The 20,089-nt window shown below is 64.6% G+C and carries 21 protein-coding genes; 6 read left to right on the forward strand and 15 right to left on the reverse strand.

The genetic code is table 11. The features are described from left to right. Nucleotides 1–71 precede the first annotated feature (71 nt). The 6 genes from AXF13_RS14890 to AXF13_RS14915 form a co-directional block, all read right to left on the reverse strand. Nucleotides 72–788, reverse strand: a complete 717-nt coding sequence (locus tag AXF13_RS14890) for a DVU0298 family protein (protein WP_062254404.1) — start codon at nt 786–788, stop codon at nt 72–74. Nucleotides 789–863: 75 nt separating this feature from the next. After that, the gene (locus AXF13_RS14895; RefSeq protein ID WP_008682496.1) at nt 864–1,463 is read right to left on the reverse strand and encodes a LysO family transporter; all 600 of its coding nucleotides are present in this window, start codon (nt 1,461–1,463) and stop codon (nt 864–866) included. Between the two features lie 108 nt (nt 1,464–1,571). Continuing rightward, nucleotides 1,572–1,907 (reverse strand): LysO family transporter, encoded by a 336-nt coding sequence (locus AXF13_RS14900; RefSeq protein WP_062254405.1) that lies wholly within the window; start codon nt 1,905–1,907, stop codon nt 1,572–1,574. A 55-nt stretch (nt 1,908–1,962) separates the two neighbouring features. Further along, the gene (locus AXF13_RS14905; RefSeq protein WP_062254407.1) at nt 1,963–2,769 is read right to left on the reverse strand and encodes a hypothetical protein; all 807 of its coding nucleotides are present in this window, start codon (nt 2,767–2,769) and stop codon (nt 1,963–1,965) included. Next, a complete protein-coding gene (gene coaBC, locus AXF13_RS14910) occupies nt 2,751–4,007 on the reverse strand; it encodes a bifunctional phosphopantothenoylcysteine decarboxylase/phosphopantothenate--cysteine ligase CoaBC (RefSeq protein WP_150116194.1) in 1,257 nt (418 codons plus the stop codon). Before coaBC ends, AXF13_RS14905 begins: the two co-directional genes overlap by 19 nt. Further along, nucleotides 4,004–4,651 (reverse strand): hypothetical protein, encoded by a 648-nt coding sequence (locus AXF13_RS14915; RefSeq protein ID WP_062254410.1) that lies wholly within the window; start codon nt 4,649–4,651, stop codon nt 4,004–4,006. Before AXF13_RS14915 ends, coaBC begins: the two co-directional genes overlap by 4 nt. A 122-nt stretch (nt 4,652–4,773) precedes the next feature. On the opposite strand from AXF13_RS14915, the gene queA reads away from it, so the two are divergent. The 5 genes from queA to AXF13_RS14940 all read left to right on the forward strand — a co-directional run bounded on the left by queA (nt 4,774) and on the right by AXF13_RS14940 (nt 8,957). Further along, complete coding sequence (gene queA / locus AXF13_RS14920) at nt 4,774–5,904, forward strand: tRNA preQ1(34) S-adenosylmethionine ribosyltransferase-isomerase QueA (RefSeq protein ID WP_062254948.1); 1,131 nt, start codon at nt 4,774–4,776, stop codon at nt 5,902–5,904. 333 nt (nt 5,905–6,237) lie between these two features. Beyond that, nucleotides 6,238–6,474, forward strand: a complete 237-nt coding sequence (locus AXF13_RS14925) for an indolepyruvate ferredoxin oxidoreductase subunit alpha (RefSeq protein WP_062254412.1) — start codon at nt 6,238–6,240, stop codon at nt 6,472–6,474. Continuing rightward, nucleotides 6,471–7,568, forward strand: coding sequence for a 3-methyl-2-oxobutanoate dehydrogenase subunit VorB (gene vorB / locus AXF13_RS14930; protein WP_062254418.1), 1,098 nt, complete (start codon nt 6,471–6,473; stop codon nt 7,566–7,568). The genes AXF13_RS14925 and vorB overlap by 4 nt, the downstream gene beginning before the upstream one ends. Continuing rightward, the gene (locus tag AXF13_RS14935; RefSeq protein ID WP_062254420.1) at nt 7,568–8,425 is read left to right on the forward strand and encodes a thiamine pyrophosphate-dependent enzyme; all 858 of its coding nucleotides are present in this window, start codon (nt 7,568–7,570) and stop codon (nt 8,423–8,425) included. Before vorB ends, AXF13_RS14935 begins: the two co-directional genes overlap by 1 nt. Continuing rightward, the gene (locus AXF13_RS14940) at nt 8,418–8,957 is read left to right on the forward strand and encodes a 2-oxoacid:acceptor oxidoreductase family protein (RefSeq protein ID WP_062254422.1); all 540 of its coding nucleotides are present in this window, start codon (nt 8,418–8,420) and stop codon (nt 8,955–8,957) included. Before AXF13_RS14935 ends, AXF13_RS14940 begins: the two co-directional genes overlap by 8 nt. A 200-nt stretch (nt 8,958–9,157) precedes the next feature. Here the strand turns inward: AXF13_RS14940 and AXF13_RS14945 are convergent, their stop codons facing one another. From AXF13_RS14945 to AXF13_RS14985, 9 genes are all read right to left on the reverse strand, one after another. Continuing rightward, a complete protein-coding gene (locus AXF13_RS14945; protein ID WP_062254424.1) occupies nt 9,158–9,841 on the reverse strand; it encodes a hypothetical protein in 684 nt (227 codons plus the stop codon). A 530-nt stretch (nt 9,842–10,371) separates the two neighbouring features. After that, nucleotides 10,372–11,388, reverse strand: a complete 1,017-nt coding sequence (gap, locus tag AXF13_RS14950) for a type I glyceraldehyde-3-phosphate dehydrogenase (RefSeq protein ID WP_062254426.1) — start codon at nt 11,386–11,388, stop codon at nt 10,372–10,374. A 177-nt stretch (nt 11,389–11,565) separates the two neighbouring features. Then, a complete protein-coding gene (locus AXF13_RS14955) occupies nt 11,566–12,120 on the reverse strand; it encodes a GAF domain-containing protein (protein WP_062254427.1) in 555 nt (184 codons plus the stop codon). Nucleotides 12,121–12,359: 239 nt separating this feature from the next. Next, the gene (locus AXF13_RS14960) at nt 12,360–12,728 is read right to left on the reverse strand and encodes a bactofilin family protein (RefSeq protein ID WP_062254429.1); all 369 of its coding nucleotides are present in this window, start codon (nt 12,726–12,728) and stop codon (nt 12,360–12,362) included. A gap of 283 nt (nt 12,729–13,011) precedes the next feature. Beyond that, nucleotides 13,012–14,118 (reverse strand): rod shape-determining protein RodA, encoded by a 1,107-nt coding sequence (rodA, locus tag AXF13_RS14965; RefSeq protein WP_062254431.1) that lies wholly within the window; start codon nt 14,116–14,118, stop codon nt 13,012–13,014. Nucleotides 14,119–14,437: 319 nt separating this feature from the next. Then, the gene (mrdA, locus tag AXF13_RS14970) at nt 14,438–16,363 is read right to left on the reverse strand and encodes a penicillin-binding protein 2 (protein ID WP_083522127.1); all 1,926 of its coding nucleotides are present in this window, start codon (nt 16,361–16,363) and stop codon (nt 14,438–14,440) included. Next, a complete protein-coding gene (locus AXF13_RS14975) occupies nt 16,350–16,820 on the reverse strand; it encodes a hypothetical protein (protein WP_062254432.1) in 471 nt (156 codons plus the stop codon). Before AXF13_RS14975 ends, mrdA begins: the two co-directional genes overlap by 14 nt. After that, the gene (mreC, locus tag AXF13_RS14980; protein ID WP_062254434.1) at nt 16,817–17,713 is read right to left on the reverse strand and encodes a rod shape-determining protein MreC; all 897 of its coding nucleotides are present in this window, start codon (nt 17,711–17,713) and stop codon (nt 16,817–16,819) included. The genes AXF13_RS14975 and mreC overlap by 4 nt, the downstream gene beginning before the upstream one ends. A gap of 122 nt (nt 17,714–17,835) precedes the next feature. Next, nucleotides 17,836–18,876, reverse strand: coding sequence for a rod shape-determining protein (locus AXF13_RS14985; RefSeq protein ID WP_008682471.1), 1,041 nt, complete (start codon nt 18,874–18,876; stop codon nt 17,836–17,838). Nucleotides 18,877–19,117: 241 nt separating this feature from the next. Between AXF13_RS14985 and mnmL the strand changes: the two genes are divergently transcribed. Further along, nucleotides 19,118–20,068 (forward strand): tRNA modification radical SAM protein MnmL/YtqA, encoded by a 951-nt coding sequence (gene mnmL / locus AXF13_RS14990; RefSeq protein ID WP_062254436.1) that lies wholly within the window; start codon nt 19,118–19,120, stop codon nt 20,066–20,068. Nucleotides 20,069–20,089: the final 21 nt, after the last annotated feature.

A 20,089-nucleotide genomic window follows, 5' to 3' on the forward strand; every position in this document is an offset into this window, starting at 1 on the left:
GGGAAGAAGCCCCGAGGGCAATGCCGGAAAGCCGGTCCGGAGGCAGCTTGCTCAGGGCCGGTCCGGACCAATCAAGGTCTGTCCGGGTCGGCCGCGGCCGGGACTTCGCGGGCCAGGGCTTCGCGCGCCAGTTGGCTGACGCTTTTTTCGTAGAGTTGCTCGCCGTCGAAAAGTTCGCAGATTTCTTCATGCCCGGCGTCAGCCAGGCGGCGCAGGGCGGGCGTGTCCATGAAGTCCGGCGGCAGCTGGGCCAGAGCCCAGGCGGCCATGCCCCGGCAGATCACGTCGTTGTCCTCCAGCCCTTTGCGCAGCCAGGGCCGCGCGCCCGCGCAGAGTTCGGGCCGGGTCTGGGCCAGACGGCCGACGGCCCAGTAACACGAGCGGCGCAGCAGGTCGTTGTCGCAGTAATTGTCGTCCCGGCCCAGGTCGATGAGATAGGAAGCCAGCACGCGATGAAAATCCTTGGCCAGGAGCGGGCTGGCGGCCAGGCTTTCTCCGAAGGCTTCGGGAATGCCCCAGCCGATGTTGCCGGATTCTTCATTCATATGCCACATGAAGCGGCGGATGATGTTGCGGGCCGCCTCGGGCTCGCGCTCGGCCAGCCGGGCCGTGGTCAGGCCCAGGGCCACGGCGGCCCGGTGCATGGTCTGCGGGCCCAGCAGCAGGAAGGAAAAAAGCGGCCCCACATGGGACGCGCCGCCCGCGGCGATTTCTTCCAAATGATCCCGCCACTGCGGACTCTGCAAATATTGTTTCAATTGCTGTTTGGTTGAACGCATCCTGGGCATGGCTTTCCTCCGCCGGGTTAAAATGCGGCCACATTCAGAGTTACGACTTTTTCAGCGTCTGGCAAGTCGCCGTGCCTACAGCGTGCAGAAGAAGATAACCCAGAACGGCACGCTGAAATCCAGGATCATGGCGTGCACGATGGAGACGAAAATCCAGTCCCGGCCCGCATAGCGGGCGATGATGGGCAGGGTGGTGTCCATGGTGGAGGCCCCGCCGCAGGAAATGGGGGCCAGCGGCCCCAGCAGGCGCACCAGCAGCGGCGTGCCCACCAGGGTCAGGATTTCGCGCAGGATGTTGCTGAGCAGGGCCACGGTGCCCAGTTCCGCGCCCTTGTACTGGGTGATGAAGATGGAGGAAAGGGAGTAGTAGGCGAAGCCCGCGCCCACGGCCAGGCAGTCGGCAAGGCTGTAGGCCAGAAAAAGGCTGGCCGCGGCCACGCCCGCGAACGTGCCCACGGTGGTGGCCAGGGGGAGCAGCAGCACACGCGGGCGCAGGGTGCGTAGAATCTCGCCCAGCCGCCGGTCTGATCCGATGGACAGGCCCACCAGCCCCATGAGCAGCCAGAGCACATAGAGCGTGGCGTCGTGCTCCACAAAATAGCGGGGAATCAGGCCCAGCCGGGCCAGACCCAGCCCCGCGCCGAAAAAAGCCAGAATCAGCAGACTGCCGGACATACGGAAAAAAGCCCCTTCGGGTCTTTATGGACGGATGACAAACCCCGCTGACGCGGTGTTTGCGCCGCCATCGGCTCAGGTTCAGAAAAACTTGCCGGGCGGTGCCCGTTACACGCCGCCGTGCGGCGGGTGGGCATCAACAGGAGAGTTCCGGGCATTGCCCGCGCCCGGGGCTGCGGGGAAATCGCGGAACCAGCGCCGGATCACGGCCACGCAGGCCAGGGACCCGGCCACGCCCGCCAGGGTCAGCAACAGGGCCTTGCCGCCCAGCAACGGCAGGTTGTTCATCAGTTCCTCATTGCCGCCTACGGCCACGCCCAGAGAAAAGAGCAACAGCATGATGGCCGGTGAGACGCAGCGGGTCAGCAGGCCGAGCCAGGTCCGGCCACGCAGCAGCCAGCCCAGGGTCATGCCCAGCAGCATCAGGCCCATGGCGATGAACATGATTTTTCTCTCTCTTTCCTTCGGAAGCCAAAAGAATCTATTTCAGGAAGGACCTCTAGGTCCGGATTACATGGCGCAATGCCTGCCGCAAAAAGGCCAGCATGGCCCCATAACGCTGCTCCTCGTGCAGCAGATACTCCACATCCCAGAGCACCCAGATCAGATGCCCGCGATGGCGAGTCTGCTGCAGGGGGCGGAGACCGCCCGGCAGGGCCAGGGCCTTGGCCGCCGCCGAGCCCATGACCACCACGCCGCGCGCGCCCAGCGTGCTCACGCCGGACCAGAAGGCGTCGGCATGGGGCGCGTAGTTCTCCGCGTCCGGAGCGTCGTCCGCGTCTCCCCTCGGCAGGCAGGCGGGCCAGAATGTATGGGTGCCCGCCGGGTGCCCCAGATCGCCCAGCAGACGTTGCAGAAAAGCCCGCCGCGCCTGACGCTGCTCGTCCTGCGCGCCGCAGAGATCCCTGCCCAGATTCCAGTAGGTCCAGGCCACCAGGCCGGGTCGGCTGGCCGCCAGACGCTCCCGCCAGGGCGCGGGCCAGGCGTGCGGCGGCAGGGGGCGCCAACGCTCCTCATTATGGGCGTTGGCGGCGGGTCCGGCGGCGGGCGTTGTTTCCTGCCCTGCGGCGCGGGCGCTTTCCCGCCGTTGCGGGGCGGACCGTTCCGGCGCAGGGGAGACCGCCCGGCGGTCAGGATGCGGCCCTTGCCGGGAGGGCGGGGCGGCGGGTCGCCGTTGCGGGGCGGTCCGCAGTCCCGGCTCGGCGCAGAGCGAGCAGGCCGGGGGCGCGTCCTCCGGCAGCAGCAGGCAGCGCAGGCCGTGGCCCTGCCAAAGCGCGCCCAGCGGATTCAGATCCGCAAAAGCCATGTGCAGAGCTCCCAGGCCACATCGGCCTTGCTTTGTGAGGGCCAGATTTCCTCGCGCCCGCGCGCGTCCGCCACGGCCACGCTGTTGGTGGGTGTGCCGAAGCCGCTGCCCACGGCGTTGACGCGATTGGCCGCCAGCAGGTCGGCTTTTTTGCGGGCCAGTTTGGCGCGCGCCAGGGGCAACAGGGCGTCCATGTCCGGCGCGGTCTCCGCAGCGAAACCCAGCACCTTCTGGCCGGGCCGGCGCACGGCGGCCAGGTTGTGCAGAATATCCGGGTTGGGCCTGAAATCCAGGCTGAAGCCGTCAGGCGCCTCGGATTTTTTGAATTTGCGTTCCCCAAGGGGCGCGGGTGAAAAATCGGCCACCGCCGCCGTGAACATGCCCATGTCCATATCCGGCCAGAGCCCGCGCGCGGCCTCGTACATCCCGTGCGCGTTCGTCACGTCGTGCCGTTGCACGCCTCGCGGCAGAAAGGCGCTCACTCCCGGCCCGCAGATTGCCGTCACTTCGGCTCCGCGCAGCCAGGCGCACACGGCCAGGGCCGAGCCCATCAGGCCGCTGGAGGGATTGGACCAGAAGCGCACGCCGTCCCAGGCTTCGCGCGTGGGGCCCAGCGTGACCATGACCCGCAGACCGGCCATATCCTGAGGGGACAGGGCTTGCAGTCCGGCCAGAAAAATTTCCGGCAGGGCGGCCAGACGCCCTTGGCCGTCGTCGCCGCAGGCCGTGCCGCCGTTGTCCGGCCCCACGAAACGCGCGCCGCGCTGCTCCAGCAGAGCCGCGTTGGCCCGGGTGGCCGGATGGGACCACATGCGCGGGTTCATGGCCGGTGCCAGGACCAGCGGGCCGTCAAAGGCCAGAGCCTGGGCCGCCAGCATGTCCGAGGCCGCGCCGTGGGCCAGGCGCGCCAGGGCGTCGGCCGAGGCCGGGGCCACGACCATGGCCTCGGCGCACTGTCCCGGCTCCAGATGGGAGAAAATATCCTGACCGGCTTCGAACATGCCGCCGTAGACCGGCATTGCGCCCAAGGATTCGAAGAGCAGGGGGGTGACGAAACGCCGGGCCCCGTCCGTGAGCGTGACCGAAACATGGATGCCCAGTCTGAACCAGGCCCGCAGCAGCTCCGTGGCCCGGTAGCAGGCCACCGAACCGCAGACCCCCAGATGCAGGCGCTTATGGGCAAAGCGCGTGCTCCGGTCAAAAGGCGTGGCAAGGGATGCGGCCGGGGTCGGGCTCACAGCGTGCGCTCCTGCAGGCCGCCGGACGTGCCCGCGCCGACGGCATCGCCGGAACCGGCGGGAGCTCCCGCGCCCCACTGCTCCGTGGTGCCGGGAACGGGCGGCGGCGTGGGCGTGCTTTGGCCTGACTCGTTGCCCAGGGGCGCGTATTCCTCGCCGGACAGTTCCGCGCCGCTGTCCGAGCCGCCGGGCAGGCTGAGGGCCGAGCCGTCAGGCAGGCGGCTGCCCACCCAGATCTCCAGGATGGTCAGCACGGTCTGACGGCGGAAGGCCAGCACCGCCAGGCTGTTGCCCTTGTCATAAACATAGAGGGAGCGGTCTCCCTTGCGCTGGGAGAGCCGCAGCTGCCAGCCCTGGCTTTGCAGGGCCGTGAACATGCTCTGGGCTGCCTGCGAGGCGTCCACATTGCCGCGCAGGGTTTCCAGGCCCTCGCGCTCCCCGTCCGCGCCGTAGTTCATATAGCCGTGTGAGGCATAGCGCTGCATGCCGGAGGGCAGGGGTACGTTCAGCAACTGGCTGGATGTAACGTCCGCGCCGCCGGTGAGCGGGTCGTTGGAAAAGGGATTGCCGACGCCCATGGAGGCGCAGCCCTGAACGGCGGCGAGGACCAGCCCCAGAGCGAGGGTGACAAGCGTGCGTCGCATGGCTATACTCCTTCCCCCGGACATGACAGGTCGTCCGGATTCAGGAACACAGCCTAGCCTCTCCGCCGCGCCCTGACAAGTCCGGCGACGGGGCGGGCGCAGCAATGAGGCCCGCCACAGCCATGATTCCCGACGAAGCGGATTTTTCTCTGAGCAGTTACCGTTTTGATCTGCCGTCGGAGCAGATCGCCCAGTTTCCCCCGGAAGAGCGGGGCGCGTCCCGTTTGCTGGTCCTGCCGCGCAAGGGCGCTTCCGATCCCCGCCCTGAGCTGCGCCACGGCATGTTCGGCGATCTGCCCGACTGCCTGCCGGAGAATGCGCTGATCATCGCCAACAATTCGCGCGTCTTGCAGGCCCGCCTGCTGGGTTCGCGCGGCACGGGCGGCAAGGTGGAATTTCTGCTGCTCACGCCTCTGCCCCTGGTTATGGAACGTGCCCGGCCCGACAAGCGCCTTGGCGGGACCGGCGGCGCGGAGGCCTTCAGCGCCGAGGCCGAGGGCCTGGTGCGTTGCGGGGGCAGCGTGCGCGAGGGCGAAACCTTCGCCTTCGGCGCGGGCATCAGCGTGACCGTGCTGGAATCCGGCCCCTTCGGGCAGCGCCGGGTACGCCTGGCCTGGCAGGGCGATCTGGCCAAGGGCTTCGCGGCCACCGGGCATATCCCGTTGCCCCCCTATATCAAGCGCGCCGACGGCGAGGAAGACCTCAGCCGTTACCAGACCGTCTACGCCAGAAGCGACAAAACCGGCTCCGTGGCCGCGCCCACGGCCGGTCTGCACTTCACCCCGGCCATGCGTGAAAAACTGGCGGACCGGGGCTTTGAGTGGGCCGAGGTGACGCTCTATGTGGGTTACGGCACCTTCAGCCCGGTGCGTTGCGAGGACATCCGCAGCCACCGCATGCACCGCGAATATGTGGAAGTGCCGGAGGCCACGGCCGCGGCCATAGCCAGGGCCAAGGCCCAGGGCCGTCCCGTGGTGGCCGTGGGCACCACCAGCGTGCGCACCCTGGAGGGCGTGGCCGAACTCTGCGGCCGGGTGCAGCCCTACACGGGCTGGACGGATATTTTTCTCTATCCCGGCAGGAACTTCCGCGTGGTGGACGCGGTGCTGACCAATTTTCATCTGCCGGAATCCTCCCTGCTCATGCTGGTTTCGGCCTTTGCCGGGCGCGAGCGTATGCTGGCGGCCTATGCCGAAGCCGTGACCAGGGGCTACCGCTTTTTTTCCTACGGGGACGCCATGCTCATTAAATAAGGGCGGGCCCGGTTCCCCGGTCCTTTTCCGGCGCGGGAGTTCCCCGTGCTGTCGCTGGTGTCTGATTTCAAAAATCAGACACCCAAAACCCGTAGGGTTTTGCGGCGGCGCAGCCGCCGTGAGACCGCGAAAATTGAGAGCGTGCCTATGCTCGAAATTTTTGCAATTGGGCACGAGTGAAATGTCACGCCTCACCTGTCGGTTCAGCGTGAAGATCACACAGCAAAAAACGCGATTTTTGCTGTGCTTACGCCGCCTGCGGCGGCGCGCAACCCCTTGCGGGTTTGCGACATGTGTCGCTTGGCGCGACACTAGAAGGAGCGTAAAAAACATATGTCACGAGTAGTTTTTCTGGAAGATCGCTGCAAGGGCTGCCGGCTCTGTGTGGAGGTCTGCCCTGTCCATATCCTGCGTCCGTCAGGCCGTTTCAACCGCCAGGGTTATGAAATCATGGAAATGAGCGGCCAGTGCACGGGCTGCGCGTCCTGCGCCGTCATGTGCCCGGACACGGCCATCCGGGTGTTCAGAAGCGTCAAAGCCGAAAACGCGGCCGAAGGAGGCGCGGTATGAGCGTATCACAGACGGAACGCGTGCTGATCAAGGGCAATGAGGCCGTGGCCTTCGGCGCGGTGGACGCGGGCTGCCGCTGTTATTTCGGCTATCCCATCACGCCCCAGAATGAAATTCCCGAAGCGCTTTCGGTGCTGCTGCCGGAGAACGGCGGCCAGTTTGTGCAGGCCGAAAGCGAAGTGGCCGCCTCCAACATGCTGCTGGGCGCGGCGGCCTGCGGCATTCCGGCCATGACTTCGTCCTCGGGCTGCGGCATCTCCCTGATGCAGGAGGCCATTTCCTACATGGCGGGCAGCCACGTGCCCGGCGTCATCGTCAACATGCAGCGCGGCGGCCCCGGCCTGGGGGATATCGGCCCGTCCCAGGGCGACTATTTTCAGGCGGTCAAGGGCGGCGGCCACGGCGACCACCGCAACCTGGTCCTGGCCCCGGCCACGGCGCAGGAGTGTTATGACTTCATGTTCCGGGCCTTTGCCCTGGCCTTCAAATACGCCAACCCGGTCATGGTGCTGGGCGACGCCATTGTGGGTCAGATCAAGGAGCCCGTGCGCCGCGAGCCGCCCAAAGAGGCCATGCGGCCGGAGGCGATTCAGGACACGGCCCGCGACTGGCGGCTGGAAGGCTACGGCAAACGCGGCCCCGCCGCCGCGCCGCGCCTGCTCAAATCCGTCTATCTGGCCGAGGGGGCCTTGGCCGCGCGCAATCGTCTGCTGATGGAAAAGTACGAGGCCATGCGCGCGGAAGCGGCCTTTGAACAGATGGACGTGGACGACGCCGAGCTGGTGGTGGTGGCTTTCGGTTCCATGGCCCGCATCGCGCGCAGCGCCATCCGCCAGTTGCGCGGTCAGGGACACCGGCTGGGCCTGTTCCGGCCCGTGACCTTGTATCCCTTCCCGGACGAAGCCCTGCGCGCCTTGGTGCCGGGGCGGCGTTTCCTGGTTATCGAGCAGAATACCGGCCAGATGGTCGAGGACGTGCGCCTGGCGCTCAACAGCGCGGCCCCGGTGGCCTGGCACGGGGTCATGCCCGGCCTGTTCATCGGCGCGGACGCGCTGGCCGACCCCATCCTCCGGGCGCTCAAGGAGAAGAACTAATGACGCGGATTTCGGAAACGGCCGATGCGCTGCGCCCGCAGCCGGGCGAACGTCTGGTGTTTGACGTCACCCCCGTGCTCAACGAGTGCCCCACCCATTACTGCCCCGGCTGCCATCACGGCATTGCCCACCGCCTGGTCAGCGAGGTGCTGCATGAGTTGGGCGTGGCGGACAGAACCATACTGGTGGCCTCGGTGGGCTGCGCCACCTTCACCTACGACTATTTCAACGTGGACGGCCTGGAAGCGCCGCACGGCCGGGCCTGTGCCGTGGCCACGGGCGTGCGGCGCGCCCGGCCCGACGCCGTGGTCTTCACCTATCAGGGCGACGGCGACATGGCCGCCATCGGTTTGGCCGAGTCCCTGCACGCGGCCAACCGGGGCGAAAAGATCACCACCATCTTCATCAACAATACGGTCTACGGCATGACCGGCGGCCAGATGGCCCCCACCACCCTGGTGGGCCAGAAAACCACCACGACCCGGCAGGGCCGCTCCCTGAGCAACGAGGGCGGCCCGGTGCGCCTGGCCGAGATCATAGCCCAGCTCGAAGGCGTGGCCTATGCAGAGCGTTGCGCCCTGGATTCGGTCAAACATGTGCGGGCGGCCAAAAAGGCCATGCGCAAGGCTTTCGAGGTCCAACTGGACGGTCTGGGTTTCGGTTTTGTGGAGCTGCTTTCGGGCTGCCCCACCAACTGGCATCTGGACCCGGTGGCGGCCAACAAGCGCATTGCCGAGGCCATGATTCCGGTCTTCCCCCTGGGCGTGTTCAAGGACGCCACGGCCGGGGCCGGTCCTGTTGCGCCTGTTGCGCCAGTTGCGGAGGACGCGCAGGCAAAGGAGGCCCCCCGTGGCTGAGTATCAGGACGTGATTATGGCCGGTTTCGGCGGCCAGGGCGTGATGCTGATCGGCAATCTGCTGGCGCAGGCCGGTATGGAACAGGGCCTGGAAGTGAGCTTCATTCCGGTCTACGGCGCGGAAATGCGCGGCGGCACGGCCAACTGCACCGTGGTGCTGGACAGCCACCCCATCGGCTCGCCCCTGGTGCGCGAGCCCTTGTCCACCATTGTGCTCAACGAGCCCTCGCTGGACAAATTCCAACCGCGCCTGCGGGCCGGGGGCGTGCAGATCGTCAACGCCTCGCTGGTCAGCCAAGGGCTGCTGGATGCCGGCCTGCGCAGCGTCTACATTCCGGCCAACGACATGGCCCATGAACTGGGCAACGTGAAGTTGGCCAATATGGTGGCGCTGGGGGCATGGCTCAAGGCCACGGGCGCGCTGCCGCTCACGGCGGTGCAGGAAGCCCTCAGGCGGGTGGTCAGCGCGCACTACGCCAAACTGATCCCGGTCAATGCCCAGGCCCTGGAAGCGGGTTACAACTTCGCCTGATGTTGGCTTGTCCGGCCGGATAGGTTCCGGCGGCCAGCTCGACTTTTGTGTACAACCGAAAATGCCGCTGCTCCCTGACGGGGGCAGCGGCAAAACATTTTTGGAGAGAAACGATACGCAAAATATGCGGGGTATGCCTGTGCCTGCTCGTGGGCAACAGCGCCCGCGCTGTAACGCGCCGCGCGGCGGCACGGTAGCCGCTATTTCTTGCGTTGCAGCACGAACATGAAGAAGTTGTCGCCGCGTTCAAGCCAGATGACCTTGGCCAGTTCGGGCTGGGTGGCCAGAAAGCCCTCCAGCGTGCGCAGCACGTCGGGTATTTTATAGTAGAAATGCTTGTGGTCGGGCGTAATGGCGGCCAGCTCGCGGCCCATGGGAATGATGAAGGCATAGGCTTTGACGCCGCCGTACTTCTCCAGCTTGACCACATCCACCTTGCCGTCGCCGGCCAGAGCCTTGAAACCGAAAGGCAGGTCTTTTTTGAGCCAGTTTTCCAGAGCGCGGGAAACGGCGTCGGCTTTGCCATTCTGATTGTCGTAGCCCGGGGCGAATTTGGGCATTGTGTCGCGCAGATCCACATCGCTGTAAGCCTCATAGGCGTCCAGCGGCAAAAAATCCTCGCGCAGCGTACCGCCGTTTTTCAGAGTCACGACGCCCATGCCTTTTTCCCGCTCAATCCAGGGGCGCTTGCCCTTGGCGCGCAGTTTTGCCTCCACCTCGGCCTTGTTGACGGAGGGGTAGCCGTCGCTGAGCGTATTTTTGTCGGACGCATCCCGGTTCGCGCCCGACGCTGGGAAGGGCGAGATCAGGAAAAGAAGAAATGCGGCCGTGAGAATGAAGGGCCGGGAAAGGGGCCGCGTGATTCCGGTGTGGGAGAAATCCATGCGTGTACCTCTGTTTTTCGGGGGGAGAGACGTTTTCTCATCCCGTGGCGGAGACGCTTTCCGCCACGGGATGAGAACGATATCGGCGCCGGAGGGGCTAGAGCAGTTTACCTTCTAAAGGTAACCTGCTCTGACACCGCACATAGTGCGGCGCGCCGAGAAGACCGACCCGACGGCGGCCCGTAGGGCCGTGCCTGCAGCCCAAAGGGCGTACAGGCATCGAGAGCAACGCGGCGTGGATTCCGGCGAGGCGACCGAAGGCAGCCCGAAGGGCTGTCCCCGTTGGCGACAACGGGACCATACGGGGATCAACAGCAACGATAACCACGTTTTTCGCCGGAATGCCGACTTTGAAATTTTACAAATTTCAAAGTTAATCTGCTCTAGGGTCTGTTAACACTATAGAATTTTTGTTCGCCTGCAAGGAAGATAAACCTGCTTTGAGGGAGTGTACTCTTCTGGTACTCGACCGAAAAAGCAGGTGAAATCTGACGCGGCAGGAGGGCAAAAAGGCATAGCGTTAACAGGCCCTAGAGGCCCTTGTCCTGCATCAGGCAGACCAGGTCGCAGACCCGGTTGGAATAGCCCCATTCATTGTCGTACCAAGCCACGGCCTTGACCATGCGGCCGTCCTGCACGGTGGTGTAGGAGGCTTCTAGGATGGACGAGGCCGGATTGCCCTTGAAGTCCATGGAAACCAGAGGCTTGTCGTTGTATTCCAGCACGCCCTTGAGATCGCTGTCCGCGGCTTCCTTGAGCTTGCCCAGCAGGGTTTCGGTATCCGTCCGCTTTTCCAGAATGCCGGAAAAGTCCACCACCGACACCGTGGGCGTGGGCACGCGCAACGAATAGCCGCTGAACTTGCCTTTGAGTTCGGGAATGACCTTGGCCACGGCCTGGGCCGCGCCCGTGGAGGTGGGGATGATGTTGCAGGCCGCGGCGCGGGCTCGGCGCGGGTCTTTGTGGGCCATGTCCAGAATGCGCTGGTCGTTGGTATAGGAGTGGATGGTGACCATATTGCCGATCTGGATGCCGAACTCGCGTTGCAACACCAGGGCCACCGGGGCCAGGCAGTTGGTGGTGCACGAGGCGTTGGACACGATATGGTGTTTGGCCGGGTCGTACTGGTCCTGGTTCACGCCCATGACGATGGTGATGTCCTCTTCCTTGGCCGGGGCGGTGATGATGACTTTTTTGGCCCCGTTGTCCAGGTGCACGCCGGCCTGCGGCGCGGTGCGGAAGATGCCCGTGCTCTCAATCACCACGTCCACGTCATGCGCGCCCCAGGCCAGCTGCTTGGGGTCGCGCTCGGAAAAGCAGTGGATGTTCCAGTCGCCCACGATCACTTCCTGGCCGTTGACCTTGGCGTCCAGATAACCCCGGCCGTAGACCGAGTCGTATTCCGCCAGATGGAAGTTGGTTTCCGCGTCGAAGAGATCGTTGATGGCCACCACTTCCACGCGGTCCTTGTAGCTCTTGTGCAGGGCGCGGAAAACCTGGCGGCCGATGCGGCCGAAGCCGTTGATGCCCACTTTGACTTTTTTCATGTGTATGTCCTCAACATAAAAAGGAAAAACAGCTCGTTGCCCGATTATGCAACAGGCCCGGATTTTTGTTCGCCGGCAAGGAAGGCGAGCTTCGAGTGCCGGGAGCATATCAAAACAGACGTGGCCGGCGCGCGAAGCGAAGCCTGACGCCGCCAGCGGGCAGAGGGCCGGGCCTGTTTAGTCTTCGTAGACCGAGTAGGCATGCTTGGCCATCAGCTCGTAATTATTGCGCAGGGCCTCGTGCAGGCGCGCGTTTTCAATGGCCAGGGCCGAAATGGCGGCCACGGCTTCCATAAAAGTCTGCTCGTCGGGGGTGAAGTCGCGCTCCACGTCGGAGTAGACGCGGATCAGACCGATGGCCTTGCCGTCAGCCATGAGCGGCGCGGAAAGCACGGAAACCAGCCCCTCTGCCTTGGCCGATTCGGGGTACTGGAAGCGGCCGTCGGCCGTGGCGTCCTTGAGGTGGATGGTTTTGCCGGCCAGCACTTCGCCGTCCAGGCCGCTGCGTTTGACCTCCACCGGCCCCTTGCGCATGTAGGTGCTCGAAAGGCCGGAAGCCGCGCTGGGCAGCAGAAAGCGCCCGGTGCTGTCCAGCAGGCGGATGGTGCTGGCCTTGCAGCCCATGGTGGCGGCGGTTTGTTCCGTGATTTTATGCAGGACTTCTTTGGGCTCGAGGCTGGAGTTGATCACCAGCGCCACGTCCCTGAGTGCGCGAAAATAATCTTGTGCCATGAGTGCCTCCTTGAGGAACGCTGTGGACCGCACCCGTCCGCCGGGGGCGGGGGCGCGGCGAGAATGCCCGGAGCAGAGTAACGTTGAAAATGGTAATTCTCAAAGTTAGCCTGCTCTGATGACGGCAAAGGTCAAAACCTTTGCCTTTACTTTCTCAAGTATGATCTATTTTTTACGCTCAGGCAACGCGCTCCGTTCGGCCGCTCCCGCCGCGGGGCAGAGCGGCTCGCGGCCGGGGTTCAGGCCTCCTTGCCGCCCAGCAGGCCCTTGGCCGGAGCCTTGCCGGGATTTTTCATGATCACCTGGCCTTCAATGACGCCGCCTTCCTCGGTGAGCAGGTTGGGCGTCTGCAACGTGCCCTCAAGCACGCCCGAAGCATAGACCACCACCCGGCGCTTGGCCGTGACCTCGCCGGAAAAGCGGCCCGAAAGCAGCAGTTCGCCCACATTCAGCGTGCCGTCCACTTGGGCGTCCTTGCCCACGTTCAGCGTGCCGTCGCTGACGATTTCGCCGGTGTATTTGCCTTCAATGCGCACCGTGCCCTTGAAGGTGAGTTTGCCTTCATACACGGTGTCGGAACCGAGATATGCGATTTCGTCCTTGCCCACGGGTACCCTCCATTTCGCCATTAGAGGGTGTCGTCATGAGTGTCTTTCCGGTTATCTCCGCGTCGAAATTCGCCTTTTATTCCGGTCGAGTACCATAGCTCTGCTGTCCTCATCCGTAAGCGGCTTCGCTGCAACGGCTGAGGCAAGAGTACACTTCCTTCATGCTTTAGCCGTTATGCGAGGAACGAGCATTACGGATAAAGACAGCAGCGCTAAAAGGCTCTTTCTCCTTGATATAACACGAAAATTCATCTCATGCGACACCCTCTGGAGCAGTTAACACTTATCCCTTGAACATGAAGCGCCGCATGGACACGTTGAGCACAATGCCCAGCAGCGTGAAATTGACCAGAGTGGCGCTGCCGCCGTAACTGATGAAGGGCAGGGGAATGCCCACCACCGGCATCAGCCCGATGACCATGCCCATATTGATGAAAATTTGCCAGAAGAAATAGAAGAAGACTCCCACCACCAGCATGCTGCCGAAGCGGTCCTTGGCCTGTACCGCCGTGGAGAAGATCGAGAGCAGGAAGAGGCAGAACAGGGTGACCAGGGCCACGCAGCCCACAAAGCCCCATTCCTCGCCGAACACGGCCACGGCGAAGTCCGAATGGCGTTCCGGCAGAAAGCGGAGCTGGCTCTGGGTGCCTTCCTTGAAGCCCTTGCCCCAGAGCTGGCCCGAACCGATGGCGATGCGCGACTGCAGAATGTGGTAGCCCGTGCCGCGCGGGTCGTTGCCGGGGTCCAGAAACGTCAGGATGCGTTGCCGCTGATAGTCGTGCATGCCCACGAACCACATGAAGGCCGCCGCGCAGGGCACGGCCAGCAGGCAGGTTTTGAGCACATAGCCCTTGAGCCCGTGGAAGAGGATCATGCCGCCCAGAATCAGCAGGATCATCAGAGTGGTGCCCAGGTCCGGCTGGGTGACGATCAGGGCGGCTGGAATCAGGCCCACAGTCAGCACGGCGCTGAAATCCTTCCAGCCCAGCGGGCGCCCGTCGCGGGCCAGCAGGCGCGCGGCCAGCACCAGCACGGCCAGCTTGGCCAGTTCCGAGGGCTGGATGCTCATGAAGCCCAGGGAGAGCCAACGCTTGGCCCCGTAGACGGTTTTGCCCGCCACGGGCACCAGGAGCAGCAGCGCCAGACTGATTAGAAAAAAGGGCCAGGCCAGGTTGCGCAATTGGCGATAGTCAAAGCTCATGGCCAGAAGCATGCAGGCCAGGCCGCACACGCCCCAGATCAACTGGCGCTGGTAAAAACCGGAAAAGGCCAGGCCGTCTTCCAGCCGCGTGCCGCTGGCGGAGTACAGATTGCCCACGCCCAGAAAATAGAGCAGGAACATGCAGGCCAGCAGGCCCCAGTTGATGTAGCTGAACAGGCGTTTATCCATGCGAGCTCCGGGCGGAGGAAATATATTTCAAACCTGTTCGACCTTCACACGAAGCGCGCCCGGCGCGGGCAGAGGGCGAAAAGACCATGACGCGGCATTTCCTTGCACTTGGCGCGGATGTCCGCTCTTCGCGGCCATTTGGGCGATGTGCCTGTTTCAAAGGTGAATTGCCCCAGGGCCTGTTAACGCTATAGAATTTTTGTTCGCCTGCAAGGAAGATAAACCTGCTTTGAGGGAGTGTACTCTTCTGGTACTCGACCGAAAAAGCAGGTGAAATCTGACGCGGCAGGAGGGCAAAAAGGCATAGCGTTAACAGGTCCTAATCCTCCCGCCCCCGGACAGGGCGCGGCGCTGTCGCCGGAGCCGGGGACGCGGGCGCGCCCGAATCCGGGCCGAAGATATAATCGTAAATCTTTTTGGCCACCGGTCCGGCCACGCTGGAACCGCCGCCGCCGTGCTCCACCATGACCACCACCACGTAGGTTTTGCCGTTCTTGGAGCCCCAGGTGGCGATCCAGGCATGGTCGCGCTGGGCGTACTCCATTTCCGAGGAGCGCACCCGGCGGTCTCCGGCGGTCATTTTCAACTTGACCACCTGGGCCGTGCCGGTTTTGCCGCCCATGTCCGCGTCCTTGCGGCCCACCACCCGCGCCGTGCCCACGCCCGCGGTCTTGCGCATGGCGTCCACCACAAACTTGAACGTTTCAGGCTTGGCCGGAATACGGCTCTGCACCACGCGCGGGGCGTCGTTGAGCAGTTGCGGCTTGAGCAGATCCCCGCCGTTGAGCATGGCCGCCACATAGACCGCCACCTGCACGGGCGTGACCAGGGTGTAGCCCTGGCCGATGGAGACGTTGTAGGTCTCGCCGCGCACCCATGGCCTGCCGAAGCGGCGCTTTTTCCATTCGCGCGAGGGCACCAAGCCGGATTTTTCGTGCGGCAGGTCAATGCCCGTGGGACGCCCGAAGCCGCAAGCCTTGGCAAATTCCTCCAGCTTGTCAATGCCCAGGCGCTCGGCCATGAGGTAGAAATAGACGTCGCAGGAGTTGACCAGCGCGCTTTCCATGTTCATGGCCCCGTGCCCGCCTTTTTTCCAGCAGCGGAAAATCTGGTTGCCCAGCTTGACCTGGCCGGGGCAGAACACGGTTTCGCGCGGATTGACGCCGCGTTCCAGGAACAGGGCGGCCATGACCAGCTTCCAGACCGAGCCCGGCGGGTAGACGCTCTGGATCACCCGGTTCTGGAGGGGAAAGCGGTTGCTGGTGCGCAGGGCGTCCCAGTCCCGCTGGGAAATGCCCGCCGCGAAAAGATTGTTGTCGTAGGCCGGGGAGGTGACCAGGGCGCGCAGCTTGCCCGTGTCCGGCTCCATGACCACCACGCAGCCCGCCTCGCCGCCCAGAGCGTCCCAGGCCGCCTGCTGGAGGCCCCGGTCCAGGGAAAGATGCACCTCATGCCCGCCGCGCGGCTCTTCGCGCAGGGCTTTGCCCAGCACACGGGCGTGGGCGTCCACCTCCACGTCATAGAGGCCCTTGCGGCCGCGCAGCTGTTTTTCCAGCTCCAGCTCCAGGCCCTGCTTGCCCACCAGATCGCCCATGGCCAGCGCCGGATCTTTGGCCATTTCCTGCTCGTTGGCTTCGGCCACATAGCCCAGCACATGGGCGAAAAGCTCTTTTTCCGGATAGCTGCGCTTGGTGCGGACCACGATTTCCAGACCCGGCCAGGCGTAGATCTCGGACTCGATGCGGGCCACCAGGTCAAAGTCGATGTCCGTGATCAGCAGAAGGGGTTCAAAGGACTTCACCTTGAAGCGGTCCTGCTGGTATTTCTCCCAGATCTGGGGCAGCGGAATGCCGGACCAGGCGCTGATCTGGGCCAGGGTGGCCGGGATGTCGTGGCAGTCTTCGCGTACCAGGGACAGGCCGTAGGCCGTGCGGTTGTCGGCCAGCAGCTTGTCGCCGTCGTCCAGAATGCGGCCGCGCGGGGCGAAGATGCGCTCCTGGCGCAGGCGGTTTTCCTGGGCCTGGCGGGCGAATTCCTCGCCGCGGTGGACCTGGAGGTACCAGAAGCGGACCACAAAGACGAAGAACAACAGGCCCACAAGCACCTGCAAAAACACGACCCCGCCGCGCGGGGGCTGGTAGCCCTCGCTCTCCACCTGGATTTTGAGCCAGGAGCGGATGCCCTCTTTTTTGCTGGGCGTCGCGCCTGGGGAGCCGGGCGCGAAGAGGCGCTTATTTTTCTTCATCATCCGTGGTCCAGTGCCGCGTCGCGATCAACAGACGCCAGGCGAACGGCAGGAAGAGCGCCTGGATCAGGCTTTTGTCCAGCTCGTCCGGCACGTTGAAAGCGAGATTCTGCAGCGGGGCCATGAGCCAGGCCACGCCGTAATAGGCCGCGCCCAGGCAGGCGGAAAGCAGAAAGATGAAAATGAAGTTTTCCACTTCGAACAACCAGCGGCCCAGCTTGAACAGCGCGATGACCGCCGCGTACCAGACGATGACCCCGCCGAACTCGCGGGTGCCCATGCCCTCCTGCAAGAGCACGAAGAGCGGCAGGAGCCAGAGCATGTTCTTGTAGTCCCGCTCCTGCAACAGAATGATAAGGCCCACGGCCAGCACGTCCAGGCCCGGCACCAGGGCCTGCAGGCAGACGGCGATGGCCATGAAGAAAATCCACCAGCAGATGTTGCGGAACTTGCTCATGGCGTCACGGCGGCGGGCGGCGCGGGAGGCCCCACGAAGACAGGCGGCGGACCTTCGGGCTCGGGCTCGGGCTGGGCGATGCCCGTGGGCTCCAGCAGCAGCACTTCTTCAAGATGTTGCAGATCCACCAGGGGCTCGGCGTAAATGGCCATGAACTGGGTGTAGTCCGAAGGGGCCACGCTGAGCACGCGGGCCACGGGAATGCCCTTGGGATATTTGCCGTCCAGGCCGGAGGTGATCAGCACCTCGCCCTGTTTCACGTTGGCGTCGCGCTGCACGAAATTCACTTCCAGCTTGCGGCCCGTGCCCTGCCCCGCCAGGATGCCCAGCGCCCGGCTGTTTTGCGAGAAAACCGCGATGCGGCTGCCCGGGTCCGTGAGCAGCAGGGCGGTGGCGGTATGCGCGCTGGCCCGCAGCACACGGCCCACCAGGCCCATGTGGGTGACCAGCGGCGTGCCGGGCCGCCCGCCCGTGGCATAGCCCCGGCTGATGGTGATGCTGTCCAGTACGGCGTTGGGGCCCATGCGCCCGGCCAGCACGCGCGCCCCCAGGGGCCGCCAGCTGGCGTCCACCGGCAGCTGGACCAGGGCGCGCAGGCGTTTGAGCTCGGCCAGATCCTCGCCGTTGGCCAGCAGGCGGGATTCCAGGTCCGCCACTCTGGCCTGGAGGCGCTCATTTTCCTCGCGCACGCTCACCAGGTCGAAATAGCGCTCCCAGAAGCCCGTGCCCACATCCTGGATGTAGCGCATGGGCTTGAGCACGGCGCCGCTCAGTTCCAGGCCGATATTGGCGGCAAAGTCGTCCAGGGTACGGGTGCGCTGGTTCCAGGAATACATACCCAGAAAGAGGATGAGCAAGACGCCCGCGAAAATCAGAATACGCCGCAATGACACAGAGTTATATCCGCCTCAGACTCGATTGCATACACACGGGCGACGTCATGCCGGAAGCTTCTTCCGGCATGACGTCGCCCACGGAGAAAATACGCCACAAAGGTGTGGAAGACCGCACGCTGTCAGTCGATGCAGACTTCTTTGAGGATGTTCAGGCTGTCCAGAGCCCGGCCCGTGCCGACCGCCACTGTGGAAAGCGGGTCGTCCACCACGGTGATGGGCAGGGAGGTCTCCTCGCGCAGAAGCTGATCCAGACCCTTGAGCAGCGCGCCGCCGCCCGTGAGCACAATGCCGCGGTCCACAATGTCCGCGGCCAGTTCCGGCGGGGTCTGCTCCAGGGCGATGCGCACGGCCTGCACAATGCTGTCCACCTGCTCGGAAATGGCTTTGCGCACTTCCTCGGAGGTGATGATGATGTTCTGCGGGATGCCCGTGACCAGGTCCCGGCCTTTGACCTCAATCTGCTGTTCCGGATCCAGGGGGTAAGCCGAAGCGATCTTGATCTTGATTTCCTCGGCCGAGGATTCGCCGATGAGCATGTTATATTTGCGTTTGACGTGGGTCATGATGGCTTCGTCCATCTTGTCCCCGCCCACGCGCACCGAGCGCGAATAGACGATGCCGGAAAGGGAAATCACCGCAACTTCGGTGGTGCCGCCGCCGATGTCCACCACCATGTTGGAGGTGGGTTCCTGAATGGGCAGGTCCGCGCCGATGGCCGCGGCCATGGGTTCCTCAATCAGATAGACTTCACGCGCTCCGGCTGACTGGGCGGATTCCTTGACGGCCCGCTTCTCCACCTGGGTGATGCCCGTGGGCACGCAGATCATGATCCGGGGGCGCACCAGGCGGCGCGAGTTGTGCACTTTGGCGATGAAGTGGCGCAGCATGGCCTCGGTCACTTCAAAGTCGGCGATGACGCCGTCCTTCATGGGACGGATGGCCCAGATGTTGCCGGGGGTTCTGCCGAGCATGCGCTTGGCGTCGTGGCCCACGGCCAGCACCACGTTGTTGCCGCGCGAATCCTTTTTGACCGCCACCACCGAGGGCTCGCGCAGCACAATGCCCTGGCCCTTGACGTAGACGCAGGTATTGGCCGTGCCCAGGTCGATGGCCAGATCGTTGGAAAACATCCCCAGTGCGAAATCCAGAATCTTGGACATTACTCTTGCTTGCCTCGCTGTGCTGGTATGCGTATGGTCCCGGCGGGCGGGAGCGGCATTCCGGGGCCGTCGCGGCGGCAACGGTCCGGAAATAATTTTTTGTCGTCAGGCTGAAAACTGTTCGGCTAAAACGGGCGTGAAGTCAAGACGATGGGCGTGGGGTTCAAAAACTTTGTCCCGGCCGGCGGATTCCCGAACCGGCCCCGGAACAGCCCCTAATCCGCCCGCAAGGCGCGTTAGTATGGTGCGTTGGCATACTCTGGCCGCGTATTTCCGCCGCAAGTACGGCATGCGGGTGCAAAAAATTCCACTTGACGCCGGTTCGGCCTGTCCCAACCGCGACGGCCTGCTGTCCACGCGGGGTTGTGTCTTCTGCAACGCCCTGGGTTCGGGCTCGGGCCTGGGCGGGCGCGGCCTGTCCCTGGCGGCCCAGTGGCAGGCCTGGCGGCAAAAGTACCGCGCCGGGGACCCGGACCGTCGTTTCCTGGCCTATCTGCAATCCTTTTCCAATACCTACGGCTCCCTGGAGCGTCTGCAAGACCTGCTGCACGCGGTCGCGGCCCTGCCGGACTGCTGCGGCCTGGCCGTGGGTACGCGGCCCGACTGCCTGAGCCCGTCCAAGCTGGACGCTCTGCTCCGGGCCGGGGCCGAAGCGGGCGTTGCGGAGATCTGGCTGGAGCTGGGCCTGCAAAGCGCCCATGACGCCACTCTGGCCCGGGTCAACAGGGGGCATACGGCGGCCTGCGCGGCCAAAGCCGTGGCCGAAGCCGCCGGGCGCGGCCTGCTGGTCTGCGGGCATCTGATGGCCGGTTTGCCCGGCGAGGGCGAGGCGGCTTTTCTGGAAAGCGTGGACTGGGCCGTGAGCCTGCCCCTGCACGGCCTCAAACTGCACAATGTTTATGTGCCCGAGGGCACGGAACTGGCCCGCCGGTACCGGGACGGGCGCTACCAGCCCCTGGAGCGCGACGAATATGTGGACCTGCTCTGCGCGGCCCTGCCGCGCATTCCTTCCCGCCTGGTCATGCACCGTCTGCAAAGCGATCCCGCGCCCGGCGAACTGGTGGCCCCGGCCTGGGCCGCGCTCAAACGCCCGCTGATGGCGGATCTGCTGCGCGCCCTGCACGCGCGCGATCTCTGGCAGGGCTGCCGGGCCGACGTTCCGGAGGGCCGGCCCGCATGGTACGGCGGGTAGGGGCGGCCTCGAAAAGCCCGG

Origin of the sequence: Desulfovibrio fairfieldensis (assembly GCF_001553605.1) — a bacterium.
Lineage (GTDB): Bacteria > Desulfobacterota > Desulfovibrionia > Desulfovibrionales > Desulfovibrionaceae > Desulfovibrio > Desulfovibrio fairfieldensis.